At 60.9% G+C, this 20023-nt stretch carries 12 protein-coding genes; 7 read left to right on the plus strand and 5 right to left on the minus strand.

The window, feature by feature from the left end; all coding sequences use genetic code 11:
* Positions 1 to 57: 57 nt before the first annotated feature.
* A complete protein-coding gene (gene gdhA, locus FGL65_RS05400; protein ID WP_147820031.1) occupies positions 58 to 1404 on the plus strand; it encodes an NADP-specific glutamate dehydrogenase in 1347 nt (448 codons plus the stop codon).
* Positions 1405 to 1480: 76 nt separating this feature from the next.
* Positions 1481 to 4435 (plus strand): PEP/pyruvate-binding domain-containing protein, encoded by a 2955-nt coding sequence (locus FGL65_RS05405; protein ID WP_147820032.1) that lies wholly within the window; start codon positions 1481 to 1483, stop codon positions 4433 to 4435.
* A gap of 77 nt (positions 4436 to 4512) precedes the next feature.
* Here the strand turns inward: FGL65_RS05405 and FGL65_RS05410 are convergent, their stop codons facing one another.
* The 5 genes from FGL65_RS05410 to sat all read right to left on the minus strand — a co-directional run bounded on the left by FGL65_RS05410 (position 4513) and on the right by sat (position 11854).
* Positions 4513 to 6408: a peptidylprolyl isomerase gene (locus FGL65_RS05410; protein ID WP_147820033.1), complete on the minus strand. Its 1896-nt coding sequence runs from the start codon at positions 6406 to 6408 to the stop codon at positions 4513 to 4515.
* Positions 6409 to 6433: 25 nt separating this feature from the next.
* On the minus strand, positions 6434 to 8362 hold the full coding sequence (locus tag FGL65_RS05415) for an aconitate hydratase (protein ID WP_147820034.1): 1929 nt from the start codon (positions 8360 to 8362) through the stop codon (positions 6434 to 6436).
* A 75-nt stretch (positions 8363 to 8437) separates the two neighbouring features.
* The gene (locus FGL65_RS05420; protein ID WP_147820035.1) at positions 8438 to 8752 is read right to left on the minus strand and encodes a hypothetical protein; all 315 of its coding nucleotides are present in this window, start codon (positions 8750 to 8752) and stop codon (positions 8438 to 8440) included.
* Positions 8721 to 10253: a chorismate mutase gene (locus FGL65_RS05425; RefSeq protein WP_250645579.1), complete on the minus strand. Its 1533-nt coding sequence runs from the start codon at positions 10251 to 10253 to the stop codon at positions 8721 to 8723. Before FGL65_RS05425 ends, FGL65_RS05420 begins: the two co-directional genes overlap by 32 nt.
* 317 nt (positions 10254 to 10570) lie before the next feature.
* The gene (gene sat / locus FGL65_RS05430; protein WP_147820037.1) at positions 10571 to 11854 is read right to left on the minus strand and encodes a sulfate adenylyltransferase; all 1284 of its coding nucleotides are present in this window, start codon (positions 11852 to 11854) and stop codon (positions 10571 to 10573) included.
* A gap of 611 nt (positions 11855 to 12465) precedes the next feature.
* Here sat and aprB point away from each other — a divergent pair.
* The 5 genes from aprB (at position 12466) to qmoC (ending at position 19975) form a co-directional block, all read left to right on the plus strand.
* Entirely contained in the window at positions 12466 to 12960 is a 495-nt protein-coding gene (gene aprB, locus FGL65_RS05435) for an adenylyl-sulfate reductase subunit beta (RefSeq protein WP_147820038.1), read from the plus strand.
* Between the two features lie 70 nt (positions 12961 to 13030).
* Positions 13031 to 15025, plus strand: coding sequence for an adenylyl-sulfate reductase subunit alpha (aprA, locus tag FGL65_RS05440; RefSeq protein ID WP_147820039.1), 1995 nt, complete (start codon positions 13031 to 13033; stop codon positions 15023 to 15025).
* Between the two features lie 162 nt (positions 15026 to 15187).
* A complete protein-coding gene (locus FGL65_RS05445; protein ID WP_147820040.1) occupies positions 15188 to 16435 on the plus strand; it encodes a CoB--CoM heterodisulfide reductase iron-sulfur subunit A family protein in 1248 nt (415 codons plus the stop codon).
* 6 nt (positions 16436 to 16441) lie between these two features.
* A complete protein-coding gene (locus FGL65_RS05450; protein WP_147820041.1) occupies positions 16442 to 18694 on the plus strand; it encodes a hydrogenase iron-sulfur subunit in 2253 nt (750 codons plus the stop codon).
* Between the two features lie 12 nt (positions 18695 to 18706).
* Entirely contained in the window at positions 18707 to 19975 is a 1269-nt protein-coding gene (qmoC, locus tag FGL65_RS05455; RefSeq protein WP_147820042.1) for a quinone-interacting membrane-bound oxidoreductase complex subunit QmoC, read from the plus strand.
* Positions 19976 to 20023 lie beyond the last annotated feature (48 nt).

Here is a 20023-nt window from a genome sequence, read left to right on the forward strand (position 1 = left end):
TGACGCCCGGAATTGTATGTCTTGTCGCACCGCGACCAAAACAGGAGACCGGAATACATGGAAATTCTGGAACTGATCAAGGCGAGGGACCCGAACGAGCGCGAGTTTCACCAAGCGGCAGGCGAAGTGGTCGAATCGATCAAGCCTGTCATGGACCGCAACCCGCAGTATAGAAGCGCGGGCATATTGGAACGAATCGTAGAACCCGAGCGGGTGATCCTCTTCAGGGTCCCCTGGGTTGACGACCAGGGCGATGTGCACGTCAACCGGGGCTTCCGTATCGAGATGAACAGCGCCATCGGCCCCTACAAGGGTGGCCTGCGCTTCCACCCCTCCGTGAACCTGGGCATTCTCAAATTCCTGGCGTTCGAGCAGGTGTTCAAGAACGCTCTGACCACGCTGCCCATGGGCGGCGGCAAGGGCGGTTCGGACTTCGACCCCAAGGGCAAGTCCGATGCGGAAGTGGAACGCTTCTGCCAGAGCTTCATGATCGAGCTTTCCCGCCACATCGGCCCCAACACCGATGTGCCCGCGGGCGACATCGGCGTGGGCGCCCGTGAGATCGGCTATTTGTTCGGCATGTACAAGCGCCTGCGCAACGAGTTCACCGGTGTTCTCACCGGCAAGGGTCTCAACTGGGGCGGCAGCCTCATACGCCCGGAAGCCACCGGCTACGGCTCGGTATACTTCGCGGCGGAAATGCTGCACGCCAAGGGCGACAGCTTGGACAAGAAGGTTGCGCTGGTTTCTGGCTCGGGCAACGTGGCCCAGTTCACCATTGAAAAGCTCCTGGAGCTTGGCTGTACCGCAGTGACCGTTTCCGACTCGTCCGGCTACATCTACGACGAGGCGGGCATTACCCGTGAAAAGCTGAACTTCATCATGCACCTGAAGAACGTGAAGCGCGGCCGCATCAAGGAATACGCGGAAAAGTATCCCGAGGCCGTATACACCGCCGTGGATCCCGCCCTGGACCACAATCCCCTGTGGAACCACAAGGCCGACTGCGCCTTCCCCAGCGCCACCCAGAACGAAATCAACGCGAAGGACGCCCAGAACCTGGTCAACAACGGCGTGTTCGTTGTCTCCGAAGGGGCCAACATGCCCACCACCCCGGAAGGCGTGGACATCTTCCTGAACAACGACATGCTCTACGGCCCGGGCAAGGCCGCCAACGCCGGCGGCGTGTCCGTCTCCGGCCTGGAAATGAGCCAGAACAGCATGCGTTTCAACTGGACCCGCGAGGAAGTGGACGACAGGCTGCGCATCATCATGAAGACCATCCACAAGAACTGCCTGGATACAGCCGAGCATTACGGCACCCCGTTCAACTACGTCAACGGCGCCAACATCGCCGGTTTTGTCAAGGTTGCCGACGCCATGCTGGACCAGGGCGTGGTCTGATGTCATACTGACCATACTCCGATGAACTATCGGGGGCGGCTTCGGCCGTCCCCTTTTTAACATCAAAGGCGGCACCATGAACCGAGGCTGGGACTTCTGCGCCATCGGCGGCTCCGAATCCAAGTTCAGGACCTACCACGATCTCATGGCCCACAAGGTCCGTGACATTCTGCTCATCTCCACGCCCTACGACGCCTGGGTCATGGAGGAGGACTGCAAGCTCTCCGAACGCATCGTCAGCGAATACCGGGGCCTCAACCTGAGCCATCCACCCCGCCTCACCTGGGTTTCCTCGGTGGCCGAAGCCCTGGCCAAGCTGGACGAGCGGCGCTACGACCTGGTCATTCACATGCCGCAGCTCCAGGACATGGAGGACGTCAACGCCGGGCGGGCCATCAAGGAAAAGGACCCGGCCATGCCCATCATCCTGCTGACTCACCGGGACGTGAACTTTCCCGAGGGCAGGCCCCCGTGGTTCGACCGCCATTTTGTCTGGTCCGGCGACGCCGACCTGCTGGTGGCCCTGGTCAAGCTCACCGAGGACGCCTGGAACGTGGATTTCGACACCCGGAGCATCGGCATTCGGGTCATCATCTTCGTGGAGGATTCGCCGCGCTACATCTCCTCGCTGCTGCCCATCCTGTACAAGGAACTGGTGCTCCAGACCCAGAAGGTCATCGAGGTGGGGCTGAACCAGGAGCACCGTCTCCTGACCATGCGCGCCCGGCCCAAGATCCTTCTGGCCGAGACCTACGAGCAGGCCGTGCAGCTCTTTCACACCTACGAGGAATTCGTGCAGGGCGTCATTTCGGACGTGCGTTTCCCCATGAACGGCAGCAAGGACCCCGAGGCCGGGGTGCGCTTTCTCAGGCAGGTCAAGGAACACCGGCAGGACATCCCCCTGCTCATGGCCAGCAACGAACCCCGGAACAAGGGCAAGGCCGCGCGCCTCCCCGCCTTTTTCGTGGACAAGAATTCACCGCTGCTCCTGGCCGACGTGCAGCGCTTCGTTTCGGACCAGCTCGGGTTCGGCGACTTCATCTTCCGCAGGCCGGACGGCACCGAGATCGCCCGTGCGGGGAGCCTCTACGTGCTGGAAAAGCTCATGCGGGTGGTTCCGGACGATGTGTTTCTGCGCCACTGCCGCGACAACGATTTCTCGCGCTGGTTCTTTGCCCGCACCGAGTTCGACCTGGCCTGCAAGGTGCGGCCCCTCACCGAACAGGACTTCACGGACGTGGACAACATGCGCACCTATCTTGTGGAGGATATCGGCAAGCGGCGCAAGGAACGGCAGAAGGGCGTCATCGTCAATTTCAATCCCAAGGACTTTGACCCGGCCACGGACTTCATGAAGATCGGGGAGGGGTCCCTGGGAGGCAAGGCCCGTGGCCTGGCCTTTCTCTTCGCCCTGCTGGACAGGGCCGAAGATCTGGAGACCAAGTTTTCCGGGCGCATGACCATTTCCGCCCCCAGGACCCTGACCATGGCCACCCAGTGCTTTGACGAGTTCGTGACCTTCAACGACCTCAAGTACCTGGCGGACAAGGACGTGGAGGACGGGGAGGTGGCGCGCATCTTCGAGCTGGCCGAGTTTCCGGGCTGGATCCGGGAACAGCTTCGGGCCTATCTCATGGAGATCGAGCATCCCTTGGCCGTGCGTTCATCCAGCCTGCTGGAGGATGCCCAGTTCCAGGCCTATGCCGGGCTGTACTCCACCTTCATGCTTCCCAACGACCACCCGGACATCGACTGCCGCCTGGACCAACTCGTCCATGCCGTGAAGATGGTTTTCGCCTCCACCTATTTCAAGGCTCCCAAGGCCTTTTCCCGGCGCGTAAACCTGCGTACGGACGAGGAGCGCATGGGTGTGATCATCCAGGAGATCGTGGGCGAGCGCTACGGCGACTATTTTTATCCGGCCATGGGCGGGGTGGCCCAGTCCTACAACTATTATCCCTTTGGCCGCATGAAGCCGGAGGAGGGGGTGGCCTCGGTGGCCATGGGCCTGGGCAAGACCGTGGTGGACGGGGAAAAATGCCTGCGCTTCTCCCCGCGCTATCCCAAGGTGCTGCCCCAGTGCCCCACCATGGAGGAGACCCTCAAGAACGCCCAGAACACCTTTTTCAGCCTGCATATGCCCGGGGAATGCACCGTCAAAAGTTTTCTGGAGGGAGAGAACGTGGTGCGGCGGGACGTGACCGAGGCCGAGGAGAACGGTCCCCTGTCCATGCTGGCCTCCACCTATCTTCCGGAACAGGGGATCCTGCGCGATACCGCTGCCGTGGACGGCCCCAAGGTCATGGTCTTCGCCCCGGTGCTCAAGCACAAGGCCGTTCCCCTGGCCGAGGTGCTCGGGGATGTGCTCGAGGTGGCTCAGGAGGCCATGGGCGGGCCCGTGGAGATCGAGTTCGCGGTAAACATGTATGCGGATGGGCGCACCCCGGAATTCTCGCTTCTGCAGGTGCGGCCCATGAGCGCCCTGGCCGATCTGCATCAGGTCACCATCGAGCCGGAGGATATGGAACGGGCGTTCTGCTATTCCGAACATGCCCTGGGCAACGCAGAGAAGAGCGACATCAGGGACATCGTCTACGTGCGGCCCGATGCGTTCGACGCGGCCAAAACCGAGCAGATCGCCCGGGAGATCGGGGAGATCAACGTCCGCATGGTGGAGCAGGGGCGCAAGTACCTGCTCATCGGGCCGGGCCGGTGGGGGTCTTCGGACCGCTGGCTTGGGATTCCCGTGGGCTGGGCCGATATTTCCGGCGTTTCAGCGATCATCGAGACCTGGTGCGAGGAACTCCGGGTGGAGCCGTCCCAGGGGTCGCACTTCTTTCACAACATCACCACCCTGGGGATCAACTACGTCATGGTGCCCCAGACCGGCGAAAGCCGCCTGGACTGGGACTGGATCACCTCGATTCCGGCCAAGCGGCACGGCGAGTTCCTGGCCGTGGCCGCCCTGGACGAACCCTGCACGGTCAAGGTGGATGGGCGTCAGTCCCGATGCGTCATGCTGCCCGGCTGATTTCATGTGGAGAACTGTCGTAAAAAAAGGCCTGCATCCCATGGGATGCAGGCCTTTTCATGTGTGTTGTACGCTGGCTAGTTCATCAGGTCCGTGCGCTCAATGACGATGTCGGCATTGGCGTGCAGGTCCTTCACGTAGGCATCGAACAGTTCCTGGGCGTAGATGCTCGTGGCCCGCTGGATCCAGGCGTTCTTTTCCTTGTCCCAGGCCTCTTCCGGAGCCGGGATGACCTGGATGCGGTTGGCGAGCACAAAGCCGTCGCCCGCATTGAAGACCTTGGGCAGCCAGCCGTCCTTTTCCGCGGCGAACACCGCGAAGGCGAGCTGGGGAGCCTGCGTCAGGCCCTTGATGGAGCCTTTGCGGTCAAAGGGTTCGGATTCCTTGATGTCCTTGGAGTAGGTCGCCAGGGCCTGCTCGGCCTGGTCGCCGGTCAGGGCCTCCAGGACCTCACCCGCCTTGGCCTCGGCCAGCTTGGCGGCCTCCTGCTTCTTGAGCTCGGTGACGATGAATTCCCGGACCTTTTCGATGGCCAGGGGCGCTGCCGGATTCTCATCCAGCTTCACTGCCAGCAGGTAACCGCCCTGGATGCTCAGGGGGGTCTTGGGGCTTTCGCCCTTGGCTGCGGCAAACAGGGTTTCCGCAGTGTCCGGGCTCATGCCGAAGACCTGCTGGACCTGGGCAGCGGAGACCAGCGGGGTCTTGGCCACGTCCAGCTTCAGTTCCTTGGCGATATCAGCCAGGCTCATGCCCGAGAACAGGCGGTCCATGGAGTCGTCCAGGAGGTCGGAGACCCTGTCGGAGGCCTTGTCCTGGGCGATCATGTCCTTGATGTCGTCCTTGACCTCGTCAAAGGAGAGCACCTTTGCGTCCTTGCGGTCCTCCACCTGGATGATGTGCAGGCCGAACTGGGTGCGGACCGGATCGGAAACCTTGCCCTTCTTGAGGGCGAAGGCGGCCTTTTCAAAGGCCGGGACCATGGCGCCGCGTCCGAACCAGCCCAGGTCGCCGCCCGAGGGGGCGGAGGGGCCTTCGGAGTATTTCTCGGCCAGCTTGGCAAAGTTCTTGCCGGAGCGGGCCTGGGCCAGAATGCCCTTGATCTTCTTTTCCGCCTTCTTCACCTCGGCCGGGGACGCGGTCTCGTCCAGGGCGATGAGGATATGGCGCGCCCGGACCTGTTCTTCCTGCTGGAAGGATTCCTTGTGGGCGTCGTAGTAAGCCTGGAGCTCCTCGTCGCTGACCTGCTGGAGGGCCGCGAGCTGCTGGGGAGTGAAGGCGATGTATTCAAAGGATGCGGTCAGGGGTTTCTGGAACTTGTCCAGGTTGTCCTGATAGAACTTCTGCACCTGGTTTTCGGTGACCTCGGCCTGGGCCATGAAGTCAGCGGTGTTGACCTTCAGGTACTTGATACGCGCGGTTTCGCGCTGCCAGTCGTAGATGGACCGGGCCTGTTCCGGAGTGGCCTGGGCGGTCTTGGTCACCAGGGCGTAGAGCTTGTGCTTGAGCACTTCCAGCTTGTAGTCCTGCTCGAACTGGGCGGGAGTCAGCCGCTGGGCGCGCAGCAGGGCCTCGTAGCGCTGCTGGTCGAAGGCTCCGGTGGGCCCGCGGAAGGCGGGCATGGTGCTGATGACCTTGTAGACCTCTTCGTCGGAAACGGAGATGCCCAGGCGTTTAGCTTCGTGGAGTATGAGGCGCGTGTTGATCAGTTCGTCGCGCACCATCTGCTTCACCAGCGGGCTGTTGAGCATTTCGGCGGTGAACTGCTTGTTGCTCCGCAGGTTTTCCACCAGGCGCGCCAGTGCGACGTCGAACTCCTGGCGGGTGATGGGATCATCATCCACATAGGCGAAGATCGGGTCGCCCTTGTCGTCGAAGCTGCTGACCCCGAAGGTGAGCACGAAGGCGAGAATGATGATGGCGAAGAGGATTTTGATAATCCAGCTCTGAGCGTTTTCGCGCATTATATCCAGCATTTGAACCCCAATACGTTTTAATCGATTACTGTTGACTCTGCCTGTTGCGGACCGCGTTCAACAGGCCACCTGATTGGATAATCTCTAGTTCCTTTTCGGTCAAATCATTTATGACCGGGATGGATTCGCCGCTGTCCGTGACCAGGGCCACGGTCTGGCCGGGTCTGATCTCGGTCGCGGGGATGGTCAGGCCCGTGCCCTGTTCCAGCCTGTCGTAGTCCGCCGGGTTTTCCAGCAGCAGCGGCAGGATGCCGAAGTTGACCAGGTTGGCGCGGTGGATACGGGCCAGGGACTTGACCACCACGGCCTTGACGCCCAGGTGGCGCGGGCCGAGCGCCGCATGCTCGCGGCTGGAGCCCTGTCCGTAGTTTTCCCCGCCCAGGATGACGCCCGTGCCGGCCTCCTTCATGCGGCCCACGAATCCTTCGTCCACGCGGGAGAAGATGTATTCGCTGATGGCCGGGATGTTGGAGCGCAGGGCCGTGATCTGCGGACCCGCAGGCAGGATGTGGTCGGTGGTGATGTTGTCCTCCACCTTGAGCAGCACCTTGGCCTTCACGCTCTGCGGCAGCGTTTCGAATTTTTCCAGGGCCACGATGTTGGGCCCGCGCAGCACTTCCACGCCGGAGCCGTCCTCGGGCGGGAACACGAACAGGTCGCGGATGCTCGGGACCGAGTCAGGCAGCTCCACGCGTTCGGGACGCTCGCCCCAGGTGGCCGGGTCCGTGAACTGGCCGTCCAGGGCCAGGCGCGCGGCGGTTTCGGCCGAAGCCAGGTAGACCTTGGCGTCCTGGGTGCCGCTGCGGCCCTCGAAATTGCGGTTGAAGGTGCGCACGCTCACCCCGGCCGAAGTGGGGGATCCGCCCATGCCGATGCACGGGCCGCAGGTGCATTCCAGCAGGCGCGCGCCCGCGTCCAGCAGCGGCTCGATGAGGTTTTCCGCGGCCAGCATCTTGACCACCTGCTTGGAGCCCGGGGAGATGAGCAGGTCCGTGCTCGGCGGAATGCGCTTGCCTTCCAGGATCTTTGCCGTGGTCTTGAGGTCCGCGTAGGACGAGTTGGTGCAGGAGCCGATGGCGCACTGGTCCACCTTGAGGCCGGCCAGTTCGCGCACGGGCACCACCAGGTCGGGCATGTGCGGCTGGGCCACCAGCGGTTCCAGGGCCGAAAGATCGATGTCCACGACCTCGTCGTACTCGGCGTCCGCGTCGGGCAGCAGCTCGGAGAAGTCCTCGGGGCGGCCCATCTGGGCCATGAAGCGCCGGGTTTGCTCGTCGCTGGGGAAGATGGAGGTGGTCGCCCCCAGTTCCGCGCCCATGTTGGTGATGGTGGCGCGCTCGGGAACCGTGAGTGTGGCCACGCCCGGTCCCGCGTATTCAAAGACCTTGCCCACGCCGCCCTTGACCGTGAGCATGCCCAGCAGCTTCAGGATCACGTCCTTGGCTGCGGCCCAGCCCTGGAGCCTGCCGGTCAGGTTGACCTTGACCACCTTGGGCATGGGGATGGAATAGGGCTCGCCCGCCATGGCCAGGGCCACGGAAAGGCCGCCCGCCCCCATGGCCAGGACCCCGATGCCGCCCGCGGTGGGGGTGTGGGAATCCGAGCCGATGAGCGTTGCGCCGGGCTTGGCGAAATTTTCAAGATGGAGCTGGTGACAGATGCCGGTGCCCGGAGGCGAGAAGATCACGCCGTAGCGCTGTGCCACGGTGCGCAGGTAGCGGTGGTCGTCCGGGTTGCGGAAGCCCATCTGCAGGGTGTTGTGGTCCACGTAGCTGACGGACAGATCGGTTTTGACGCGGTCCAGCCCGATGGCCTCGAACTGGAGGTAGGCCATGGTGCCGGTGGCGTCCTGGGTCAGGGTCTGGTCGATTCTCAGGTCGATTTCGCTGCCGGGGACCATGGAGCCGCCGAGAAGGTGCTTCTCGATGATCTTCCGGGTGATGTTCTTGCCCATGTGTTGCACTCCTATCAATCAATATACGGTAATCCCCTGCCGGTCGCCGAAACCGGCAGGGGAGGTGGTGTCTTTTCAGAACAGGAAACCGTCGGCCGGGCCGCCGGATGCGGCCTCGTTTTCGTCCATGCCGAGGTTGATGCGGTTGATCTTGTTCTGCCGGAACTTGATCTCCACGTCAAAGCGCAGTTTGTCCTGCTGGAGTCGGAAGATTTCCTCGTGGTGGCTGATGCCTTGTTTCGGATCTTCCGCAGCCATGAGCTCCTTGACGCGCGTCAGTGCCTTTTCCCTTTCCAGGGTGAACCGTGCGATCTCGGATTCCAGGACGTTCACATCGTCGGAAAGCCGGGCCGGTTCGCTATCTGACCTTGATGCGCCTGCGTTTTTCATTGGGATCCTCTTTGACGGGCTTCGGTTTCATGCGGCCCGTGGGAAGCGAGTTGTAGAAATTCCAGAACTGCGGCCACTCCGAGGTCACCTCGGTGTGGTTGGTCAGCGCGATCTGCGGCCGCACATAGGCCAGCAGGGCGCAGGCCAGGGTCCAGCCGATGCCCGGGCTGTCCCATGCGCCGCCCCAGTCCAGCCTGCTGGAACGCAGGGTCAGGGTCTCCTCGTCCGCGTCATAGTCCGCGTTCATGCGGTCCAGCAGCTCCACGGCCACCTCGGGCACCGGGCCGCCGGAGAGCACTGCGTTGCCGCTGCGCAGGCCGCAGGCCAGGGCCAGGGGATAGAGTTCCGGGTACACGCCGAGCTTGATCTCCGCGCCCCGGGGGACGTCGCCGCCCGTGGCCTTGATGCCGTCGTCGCCAGCCTCCAGGGTGACGCCCATGGACTCGAGGCTTTCGCGCACTACGGCCGCCTGGGCGGTTTCGGGCCAGGCTCCGGCTATTTCCACGAAACCGCCGGAAAAGGCGGGCAGGGCCAGCAGAGTGGAGGCAAGCTCCACGTCCAGGGGCAGTTCGGGAGCGGACGGGATTTCGGGGATGCCGTCGGACACGGTGCAGGTGTCCTTCTTGAGTTCCGCGTCAATGCCGCAGGCCCGGAGCACGCAGACCGCGTCTTCCACGGCCGGGCGATGCGCCGGGGCGATGCCCTTGATGGTCAAGCCGCCCGGGAAGCTCCAGGCCGCCAGGGCCAGGGCGCCGGTGAATTCGGCGTCGATGCCGGGGAGCATGGTCACGTCCTCGTCCATGGGGCCGCCGCTTTCCAACCGCGCGGGCAGGCCGGGGTTGTTGGGGTTCATGGTTGCGAGGCGCGCGCCCAGCTTGGGCAGCAGCTTGTTCAGCGGGCCCAGGTCCAGCATCTGCAGCAGGGGCTGGCCCGTGAACTTGCAGCGGCCCATGTAGCCCATGGCAAAGGTGAGCAGCAGGTAGAAATTCAGTTTGTCGCCGCCCGCGAAGATCATGGCGTTTTCAAAGGCCATGCCGTCGCCTTCCAGGATGCGAAGTGCGTTGTCCTGCCATTCGGAAGCCACACCAGCCTGGCTCAGCGCCTTGGCGAAGTCCTTGACCGATCCGGCTTCGGAAACGTTTTCAAGAGTGATGGATTGTCCCGCGGAAGCGGCCATGGCGGCCCACATGCAGGAGAGTCGGCGGGAACGGGGGCCGTCGATGCGCGCCTGGGCGGGCTCGCGGCCGGGGGCGAGGTTGTAGGCCCCTGTGGGGCTGGCGGTTCGGCCCTGCTGCAGGGCGAACTGGTTCAGAAGTCCGAATACCTGGCGGGAAAGGCGCGGATCCAGGCCGAGGCCTGTGCCGGCTTCCTCCCAGGAGGCGCGCAGCATTTTTTCGAGCTGCGGGTCCACCTTGGACATCTGTTTGGAGCGGCGCCAGGAGCCTTCCCTGCGCAGGATGGCCGCGCGCTGCTCGATAAAGGAGAGAATCTTCCGATCCATATCGGCAATTTCCCGATATCGCTTGTCTTTGACGATCTGAGACTTGCTAGTCTCTTCAGACATTTCTCTGGTCATTGGTCTTACCGTGTCTTCCTATGTGATTTTTCTTCCCCGCAGGGAAGGTAGACCCGTGTAGCCGGAAAAAGTCCGGGTGGCAAGCTTCGGAAGCATCAAATAAATGATTAAGGGAAAGCCGAGGGCGAAAAGTTCATGGATCCGGAAGGCGGCCCGGGACGTTCATGCCCGGCATCCTTCAAAAAAAGGGGGCAGCCGAATGGCCGCCCCCTCTGTATGATCGATGCTGAGGTAAGCGGTGCTTACTTCATGGTGGCGCCGGAAGCGGCCTTCTGCATCTTGACTTCGACCTTTTCGGTCAGGTTCTCGTAGTAGTCGCGGAGGATCACGAGAACTTCGTCACGACCGAAGTGATCCGGGATTTCTGCGCCTTCGGACAGGCCCTTGCGCAGCTTGGTGCCGGACAGGATGACGCGGTCTTCCTTGGTGTGCGGGCACGTACGCATGGAGGCCATGCCGTCGCACTTGTAGCAGTAGAAGGTCCAGTCGATCTTCATGGGCTTGCAGAGCAGAGCCTTGCCCGGTGCGGGGCAGGCTTCGGTCACGTACGGAATACGATCGAAGATGTCCTGAGCTTCGAACAGGCCGTAGAAGTCGCCGACGCCGGCGTGGTCGCGGCCGATCAGCATGTTGTTGATGCCGTAGTTCTGACGGAAGGTGGCGTGCAGCAGGCCTTCGCGGGGACCGGCGTAACGCATGTCGAGCGGGTAACCGGCGTTGATGACGTTGTCGGCAACGAAGTAGTTGTCGATCAGGGTCTGGATGCACTTGATGCGGACATCACCCGGGATGTCGCCCGGCTTCAGGTTGCCGATCAGGGAGTGGATGACGCAGCCGTCACACACTTCGATGGCGATCTTGGCCAGGAATTCGTGGGAGCGGTGCATGGGGTTACGCAGCTGCAGAGCGGCAACGTTGGCCCAGCCGCGCTTTTCCATTTCGTCGCGGATCTGCTTGGGGGTGAGGTAGACGCCCGGGAAACGCACGGCGTAGTCGCCTTCGGAGAGGACCTTGACGGGACCGGCCAGGTTGAACTTGCCCTGAGCCATGACCATCTGGACGCCCGGGTGATCTTCCATGGCGACTTCCCAGAACTTGTCGTCTGCGGAGTCTTCGCCGTCACCCTTGTAGACCATTTCGCATTCCCACTTCTTATCGGCGTCGGTCATTTCGTACTTTTCGGTGACCTTCATGGTGGCGTAAACTTCACCATTGTTCACCAGTGCGATTTCTTCGCCTTCCTTGATGGAGTCGTCATCGGTGTCCAGGGTGACCGGGACGGGCCAGAAGGTGCCGTCGGCCATCAGGAACTTTTCACAGACGCCTTTCCAGTCAGCCTTGGACATGAAGCCATCCAGCGGAGAGAAGCCGCCGATGCCCATCATGATCAGGTCGCCCTTGGCGCGGGCGGAAATTTCGAGCTTCTTCAGGCCTTCAGCCTTTTTCAGTTCTGCGTCGCGATCAGCGCCTTCCAGCAGACAGCAAACAAGACCTTTGCCTCCATGAGGGGGTACCAGCTTGGACATGTGTAAGCCTCCTAACACTCTTGATTTATTAAGGTTTAATAACCTAACAATTGTATGACCAGACTCCCACGTGGAGCAATTTCAGCCATACTTTTTCACCCGAATAAGGCAACCCTTTCTTGCAGTTTGTGAAAGTCGTGTCAAGCAGATTTTTCTCGGGCTGCAAGCCTCGGAATCACAGGCTAAATGGCGAAAACAGGCTCTTAGACTATATCAAAACAAAGTCTAGAAAGTCCGAAGAGACTCTTTTTGAAAAAAGCTATCAATTTCAGTAAGTTAATATTTTAGTGTTATTATATCTTTTCCTATTCAATTATTCCTTGCGGAAAAACGGCGGGATGAACTATGAGCCTTAGTGGTTTGCTTGGTGGTGCGCCGGTGTGGCGACGTAGTGTCTGATGAGAAAAAACCCTTTGTGGACAAGGCTTTTACGCACGACATCCCGTTTTGGCGCGGCTGCGTTCGAAGCTTGTTCAAAAATTCACTTTCACGTTGACATTGGCGTGCCGTCTTGCTACTTCGCAAACTCCACCTATGAGTTAGGTGGACACCAACACGGTAGAGGATGTCGGTAATTGTTTTCATCAATAAACCCTTTAGGAGGAGAAGTTATGCCGACCTTTGTTAACCCGGAAAAATGTGACGGCTGCAAGGGTGGCGAAAAGACCGCTTGCATGTACATTTGCCCCAACGACCTGATGATCCTGGATGCCGATGAAATGAAGGCATACAACCAGGAACCGTCCGCATGCTGGGAATGCTATTCCTGCGTGAAGATTTGTCCGCAGGGCGCCATTGAAGCACGCCCCTATGCTGACTTCGCACCCATGGGTGGTACCTCCATCCCCATGCGTTCCGCTGAAGACATCATGTGGACCATCAAGTTCCGTAACGGCAGTGTGAAGCGGTTCAAGTTCCCCATCCGCACCACCCCCGAAGGTTCCATCAAACCCTTTGAAGGCAAGCCCGAGCCGGGCGATCTCGAAAACGAACTGCTGTTCACCGAGACCGAACTGGTAGCGCCCAAGGAAGCCCTGGCCCAGAAGGCTGAAGTTTCCGACGCTGACATGACCCGCGTGTGGAAGGCCGGCGAACTGGAAGGTTAGTTCCTTCTAACTTATTCGCTACTTGCTTAACTGGTTTGATACACTGAACCGATAACAGTAGGAGGAAACTATGCCTCTGCTTCCCATTAAAGAAGCCCCTAAGGGTGTGGCCCTGGCCGAACCCGAAATCATTGAAAAAGACGTCGACATTTTGATGGTCGGCGGTGGTATGGGCAACTGCGGCGCCGCTTTCGAAGCTGTCCGTTGGGTCGAAAAAGTTGATCCGTCCATCTCCGTTCTGCTGGTTGACAAGGCTGCCCTCGAACGCTCCGGTGCTGTTGCACAGGGTCTGTCCGCAATCAACACCTACTGCGGTGAAAACGATGTTGACGATTACGTCCGCATGGTCCGCACCGACCTCATGGGCCTGGTCCGCGAAGACCTGATCTTCGACCTCGGCCGCCACGTTGACGATTCCGTTCACCTCTTCGAAGAATGGGGCCTCCCCGTTTGGGTCAAGAAAGACGGCAAGAACCTCGACGGCGCAAAAGCAAAGTCCGAAGGTCTTTCCATCCGCACCGGTTCCGCTCCGGTCCGTTCCGGCCGTTGGCAGATCATGATCAACGGTGAGTCCTACAAGTGCATCGTTGCTGAAGCCGCCAAGAACGCCCTCGGTGAAGAGCGTTACCTCGAGCGCGTCTTCATCGTGAAGATGCTCCTGGACGCCAACGAGCCCAACCGCATCGCCGGCGCTGTTGGTTTCTCCACCCGTGAAAACAAAGTGTACCTGATCCGTTGCAACGCCGCTGTCGTTGCCTGCGGTGGCGCCGTGAACGTTTACCGTCCGCGCTCCACTGGTGAAGGTATGGGTCGTGCTTGGTACCCGGTCTGGAACGCTGGTTCCACCTACACCATGTGCGCTCAGGTTGGCGCAGAAATGACCATGATGGAAAACCGCTTCGTCCCCGCCCGCTTCAAGGACGGTTACGGCCCGGTTGGCGCATGGTTCCTGCTCTTCAAGGCCAAAGCCACCAACTACAAGGGTGAAGACTACTGCGAAACCAACCGCGCAATGCTGAAGCCCTACGAAGATCGCGGCTACGCCAAGGGTCACATCATCCCGACCTGCTTGCGTAACCACATGATGCTTCGCGAAATGCGCGAAGGTCGCGGCCCGATCTACATGGACACCAAGACCGCTCTGCTGAACACCGTCAACGGTGACCTGACCAGCCCCGAGTGGAAGCACCTTGAGTCCGAAGCTTGGGAAGACTTCCTCGACATGTGCGTTGGCCAGGCCAACCTCTGGGCAGCCACCAACTGCGCTCCTGAAGACCGCGGTTCCGAAATCATGCCCACCGAACCGTACCTCCTGGGTTCCCACTCCGGTTGCTGCGGTATCTGGGCTTCCGGTCCGGACGAATCCTGGGTGCCTGACGAATACAAGGTCAAGGCTGACAACGGCAAGGTCTACAACCGTATGACCACCGTTAACGGCCTGTGGACCTGTGCTGACGGCGTTGGCGCCTCCGGTCACAAGTTCTCCTCCGGTTCCCACGCTGAAGGCCGCATCGTCGGCAAGCAGATGGTCCGTTGGGTTGTTGACCACAAGGACTTCAAGCCGACCCTGAAAGAAAACGCTGCCGACCTGGCCAAAGAGATCTACCAGCCTTGGGAAACCTACAAGGCCGGTGCTGCCATCTCCACCGACCCGGTCGTCAACCCGAACTACATCACCCCGCACAACTTCATGATGCGCCTGATCAAGGCCACCGACGAATACGGCGGCGGTGTCGCTACCCTGTACATGACTTCCAAGGCTCTGCTGAACACCGGTTTCTGGCTGCTCGGCATGCTGGAAGAAGACTCCAAGAAACTGGCCGCCCGCGACCTGCACGAACTGATGCGTTGTTGGGAACAGTTCCACCGCCTGTGGACTGTCCGCCTGCACATGCAGCACATCGAGTTCCGCGAAGAATCCCGCTACCCGGGCTTCTACTACCGCGGCGACTTCATGGGTCTGGACGACAGCAAGTGGAAGTGCTTCTGCAACTCCAAGTACGATCCCGCTACCGAAGAAACCAAGATCTTCAAGCGCGCGTACTACCAGATCATCCCTGCATAAGAGATGAGTTCCAAGGCGGCTGCGGCGAGACCGCAGCCGCCTTTTTACCTTTCTCAGACCTGGTGAAAATGGTCTGAATCCAGGCTGGAACAGGGGATTTCCAGTCTGGGTTTAGGCCATTTTGTTGGCTGAGCCTCAACATCATTAGGGAGGAGTGTGAGAATGTCGAATAACAGTATTCTCGTTGTAGGCGGAGGATTCGCTGGAATCACCGCCGCCCTCGAAGCCGCCGAAGTAGGGCACGAGGTGTACATTGTAGAGACCAAACCCTACCTCGGTGGGCGGGTGGCGCAGCTCAAGCACTATTTTCCGAAGATGTGTCCTCCTTCCTGCGGCCTGGAAATCCAGTTCCAGCGCATCAAGAAGAATCCCAGGGTCAAGGTTTTCACGATGGCCGAGGTCGAGTCCGTGTCCGGCGGTCCCGGTAACTTCGATGTGAAAATCAAGCAGAACCCGAGGTACATCAACGAAAAATGTACTGCCTGCGGCGAATGCGCCAAGGCTGCAAGCACCACCGTTTCGAGCGAATTCGATTTCGGTACCGGTAAGCGCAAGTCCGCTTACATCACCCATCCGTTCGCGTTCCCGCAGCGTTATGTCCTGGACAAGGACGCTTGCGATGCAGGGGAACTGGAAGCCATCAAGAACGCATGTTCTTACGGCGCCGTGAACCTGGACGACAAGGAACGGGTTTTCGACCTCAAGGTCGGCTCCGTTGTATGGGCCACCGGCTGGAAGCCCTACGACCTGTCCAACCTGGACAACCTGGGCGGCGGCACGCTGGCCAACGTTGTCAGCAACATGCAGTTCGAGCGCCTGGCCGCGCCCAACGGTCCCACCGGCGGCAAGATTGTCCGCCCCTCGGACAAGGCCGCGCCCAAGCGCATCGCCTTTGTGCAGTGCGCGGGCTCCCGCGACCAGAACCATCTGAACTACTGTTCCTACATCTGCTGCATGGCTTCCCTGAAGCACGTGCGCTACCTGCGTGAACAGTATCCGGATGCGTCCGTCACCGTTTACTACATCGACCTTCGTACCCCGGGCCGCTACGACAAGTTCAAGGCCATGACCGAAAAGGATCCGAAGCTGAGCCTGGTCAAGGGCAAGGTCGCCGCCATCGTCGAAGACGGTTCCAAGAACCCCATCGTCACCGTCGAAAACGCCGTCACCGGCATCAAGAGCGACGAGCAGTTCGACATGGTGGTGCTGGCCACCGGCATGCAGCCGAGCATGGCCGGCGCACAGGTGCCTGCAGGCGCCCCCATGGACGAAGAAGGCTTCGTTGTCGGCGGGGACGAGCAGGGCATTATCGCCGCTGGTTGCGCCAAGCAGCCGCTCGACGTCATGAAGACCGCCCAGTCCGGCACCAGCGCCGCGATGAAAGCGATCCAAACCGTTGTTGGGAGGTAATGAGAAATGGCTGAAAAGCTTGGTGTATATATTTGTGGAGGCTGCGATATCGGGGCCAATCTCGATATCGATGCCCTTGCCGAATTCGCGCAGAACGGCAGGCATTCTTCCCTGGTGAAGGTGGCCAAGTCCAGCCAGGTGCTCTGCAGCCCGGAAGGCAAGGCCATGATCGAGGCCGACATCGCCGAGCACGAGCTCGACGGTGTTGTCTGCTGCGCCTGTTCCCCGCGCGTGAAATGGGATGTGTTCAAGTTTGACGGCCCGACCCAGGTCGAGCGCGTCAACCTTCGCGAACACTGCGTCTGGTCTTTCGAGGACGATCCGAAGCTGCCCGGTCAGATGGAAGTCATCGCCAAGGACTACGTCAACATGGGCATCGCCAAGATCAACGGCAGCAAGAATCCCGATCCCGAACTGCCCACCACCGTCAAGACCGTCATGGTCATGGGCGGCGGCTTCACCGGCCTCAACGCCGCGCTGAACGCAGCCTCCCTCGGCTACGACGTGGTCCTGGTGGAAAAGGACGGCAAGCTGGGCGGCAAGGCCGCCGGCTTCAAGGCCTCCTTCCCCCTGGCCTACCCCTATGACCGCACCCAGGAAACCGGTGTGGAGGCCCTGATCGCCGAAGTCGAAGGCAACGGCAAGGTCAAGGTCTTCAAGGGCACCACGGTCAAGACCGTGGAAGGCGCTCCGGGCAACTACAACGTGACCCTGGCCAACGGGGAAAACTTCGAGATCGGCTCCATCGTGCTGGCCACCGGCTGGGTGCCCGGCGATGCCAAGTATCTCGCTCCCCTGGGTTACGGCAAGATCAAGAACGTCATCACCACCAAGGAATTGGAAGAAATGGCCGCCGCGGGCAGCCTGGGTTCCAAGACCGTGTGCTTCATCTGCGATCCCGGCAAGTTCATGGAAAGCGTTTCCTACGTGGCTGGCGAAGCCTGCGAGCCCGTGGAAGAGCTGCCCTGTGACGAAACCGCCGAAGGCGCGGACGAAGAGTGCGAATCCTTTGCCTACTCGAACAAGGAATCCGCCAAACACCTGGCCTACAGCTCCGAGCTGACTTCCCTGGTGGCCCTGAAGCAGGCCAACTACGTCGCCGATGCCGGCGGCATGGCCTATATCCTGTACGACCACATGATGGTCCCGGGCATCAATGAGCAGTACTACAAGGCTGCCCAGGACAACCCGGCCGTCATGCTTTCCAAGGCCGAGGTCGTGGCTGTCAAGGAAGAGGGCGGCTCCCCGGTTGTGGTGGCCAAGAACACCCTGCTCGGCGACAGCATCGAGATCGCCGCGGACATCGTGGTCCTGCCCACCGCAATGGTGCCGACCACCGCTGCCGACCCGACCATCAACCTGGTCTACCGCCAGGGCCCGGCATTCCCGGACCTGGAACTCTTCGACGGTTTCGCGGACTCCAACTATGTCTGCTTCCCGTACGAAACCCGCCGCACCGGCGTGTACGCCGCAGGCGCGGTTCGCCAGCCCATGGGCCTGGGCCTTGCCCGGGAAGACGCCGCTGGCGCGGCCCTCAAGGCCGTGCAGTGCATCGAATCCGCCAACCACGGCGTTGCAGTGCACCCGCGCTCCGGCGACCTGAGCTTCCCCATCTTCAACTTCACCCGCTGCACCCAGTGCAAACGGTGTACGGAAGAGTGCCCGTTCGGCGCCCTGGATGACGATGAAAAGGGAACTCCGAAGCCGAACCCCACCCGCTGCCGCCGTTGCGGTACCTGCATGGGTGCGTGTCCGGAACGCGTCATCTCCTTCGACAACTACAACATCGGCCAGATCGGCATGACCATCAAGCAGGTCAACGTCCCCGACAAGATCGAGGAAGGCGGCCCGCGCATCATCGTTCTCACCTGCGAAAACGATGCTTACCCGGCTCTGGACATGGCCGCCATGCGTGGCCGTAAGTGGAACCCGTACGTGCGCTTCATTCCGGTGCGCTGCCTCGGTTCCGTCAACGCCATCTGGGTTGCCGACGCCATGAGTAAGGGCGTGGACGGCGTGATGATGCTTGGTTGTAAGTATGGTGATGACTACCAGTGCCACTTCATGAAGGGCTCCGAGCTGTGCAGCCGCCGCAAGGAAAACATTGCGGAATCCCTTGGCCGCCTCGGCGTCGAGCCCGAGCGTGTGGAACAGTACGAACTGTCCATCGACGAGTACGACAAGGTACCCGGACTGATCGAGGACTTCGTTTCCAACATCACCACCAACTTCGGCCCCAACCCCTTCAAGGGCTACTAGGAGGTACGGACCATGTCGAACAACGTCAGGGTACAACCGGACCTGAAATTCGTAAAAGAGTTGCAGGCAGTTGGAGGGGATTCCCTCAAGAAATGCTACCAGTGCGCGACCTGCAGCGTGGTCTGCCCGCTGTCCCCGGCTGACAGCCCCTATCCCCGCAAGGAGATGGTTTGGGCGCAGTGGGGTCTCAAGGACCGCCTGGTCAACGATATTGATATCTGGCTCTGCCACAACTGCGGAACCTGTTCCGACCTGTGCCCCCGCGGCGCAAAGCCGGGCGACCTGCTGGCCGCCCTGCGGAACATGGCCTACCGCCAGATGGCTCCTCTGGGCTTCATCGGTAAACTGATGTCCAACCTCGGCGGGACCCTGATCCTCGCCCTTGTCCCGGCCGTCCTTTACCTCTTCTTGTGGTCCCTGCAGGCAGCCAAGTTCGGCAGCGCCTTCCCGCTGTTCGCCGCTGACGGCGCACACGGCTGGGTGCCCGCCGCGGACGGCGCCGTCATTTACGGCGGCCTGTTCCCGGGCGACTTCTTCATCGACCCCATCTTCGGCGCAGTGTTCGCCTTCATGGCGTTCTGCTTCTTCGCTGGCGTGAAGAAGCTGCTGGCGGGTCTGAAGAGCTCCCCGGCAGTGTACGACCTCACCGGCGCCGAGAAGCCCGGCTTCCTGGCCGCCTTCATCGACACCCTCAAGAACGAGGTCCTGCAGCACACCCAGTTCAACGACTGCGGTGAAGACGCTGCCGACGCCAAGCGTTCCTTCGGCCACAAGATGCTCATGTACGCGTTCATCATCCTGATGTTCGTCACCGGCGTCGTGGCTACCGGACACTGGTTCGGCGCCTGGTTCCTGGAGCACATCATGGGTCTGGAAATCGGTCCCGTGAAGCTGCTCTCCCTGCTGGGTTCCACCCCGATGCCGCAGCACAGCGTCATCAAGGTGCTGGCCAACCTCGGCGCGATCATGATGGTCTACGGCCTGTGGCAGCTGACCCAGCGCCGCAAGTCCCTCGACCCGAAAAAGCAGGGCTCCAGCTTCTACGACTGGTACCTGCTGCTGGTGATCTGGGCCATCGCCCTCACCGGTATCGGCTCCGAGATCTTCCGGCTGCTGAATATCGCTGTCCTGGCGTACCCCACCTACTTCCTGCACCTGGTGGCAGTGTTCATGCTGCTGGCATACCTGCCCTGGTCCAAGTTGGGCCACCTGGTTTACAGGACTGTGGCTCTGTCCTACGCCAAGACTATTGGTCGTATCCCCATGGGCGCCGCGAAGTAAGGCTGCATGGGATTGGAAATATTAGAAAGCTATTCTCTTAAGGAGGAT

The organism is Salidesulfovibrio onnuriiensis (genome assembly GCF_008001235.1).
In the GTDB taxonomy this organism is placed as follows: domain Bacteria; phylum Desulfobacterota; class Desulfovibrionia; order Desulfovibrionales; family Desulfovibrionaceae; genus Pseudodesulfovibrio; species Pseudodesulfovibrio onnuriiensis.

Excerpts from the sequence above, each read along its gene's own strand:
- gdhA (WP_147820031.1), top strand. The coding sequence starts at position 58 with ATGGAAATTCTGGAACTGATCAAGGCGAGGGACCCGAACGAGCGCGAG.
- FGL65_RS05405 (WP_147820032.1), top strand. The coding sequence starts at position 1,481 with ATGAACCGAGGCTGGGACTTCTGCGCCATCGGCGGCTCCGAATCCAAG.
- FGL65_RS05410 (WP_147820033.1), bottom strand. The coding sequence starts at position 6,408 with ATGCTGGATATAATGCGCGAAAACGCTCAGAGCTGGATTATCAAAATC.
- FGL65_RS05415 (WP_147820034.1), bottom strand. The coding sequence starts at position 8,362 with ATGGGCAAGAACATCACCCGGAAGATCATCGAGAAGCACCTTCTCGGC.
- FGL65_RS05420 (WP_147820035.1), bottom strand. The coding sequence starts at position 8,752 with ATGAAAAACGCAGGCGCATCAAGGTCAGATAGCGAACCGGCCCGGCTT.
- FGL65_RS05425 (WP_250645579.1), bottom strand. The coding sequence starts at position 10,253 with ATGGATCGGAAGATTCTCTCCTTTATCGAGCAGCGCGCGGCCATCCTG.
- sat (WP_147820037.1), bottom strand. The coding sequence starts at position 11,854 with ATGTCCAAGCTGGTACCCCCTCATGGAGGCAAAGGTCTTGTTTGCTGT.
- aprB (WP_147820038.1), top strand. The coding sequence starts at position 12,466 with ATGCCGACCTTTGTTAACCCGGAAAAATGTGACGGCTGCAAGGGTGGC.
- aprA (WP_147820039.1), top strand. The coding sequence starts at position 13,031 with ATGCCTCTGCTTCCCATTAAAGAAGCCCCTAAGGGTGTGGCCCTGGCC.
- FGL65_RS05445 (WP_147820040.1), top strand. The coding sequence starts at position 15,188 with ATGTCGAATAACAGTATTCTCGTTGTAGGCGGAGGATTCGCTGGAATC.
- FGL65_RS05450 (WP_147820041.1), top strand. The coding sequence starts at position 16,442 with ATGGCTGAAAAGCTTGGTGTATATATTTGTGGAGGCTGCGATATCGGG.
- qmoC (WP_147820042.1), top strand. The coding sequence starts at position 18,707 with ATGTCGAACAACGTCAGGGTACAACCGGACCTGAAATTCGTAAAAGAG.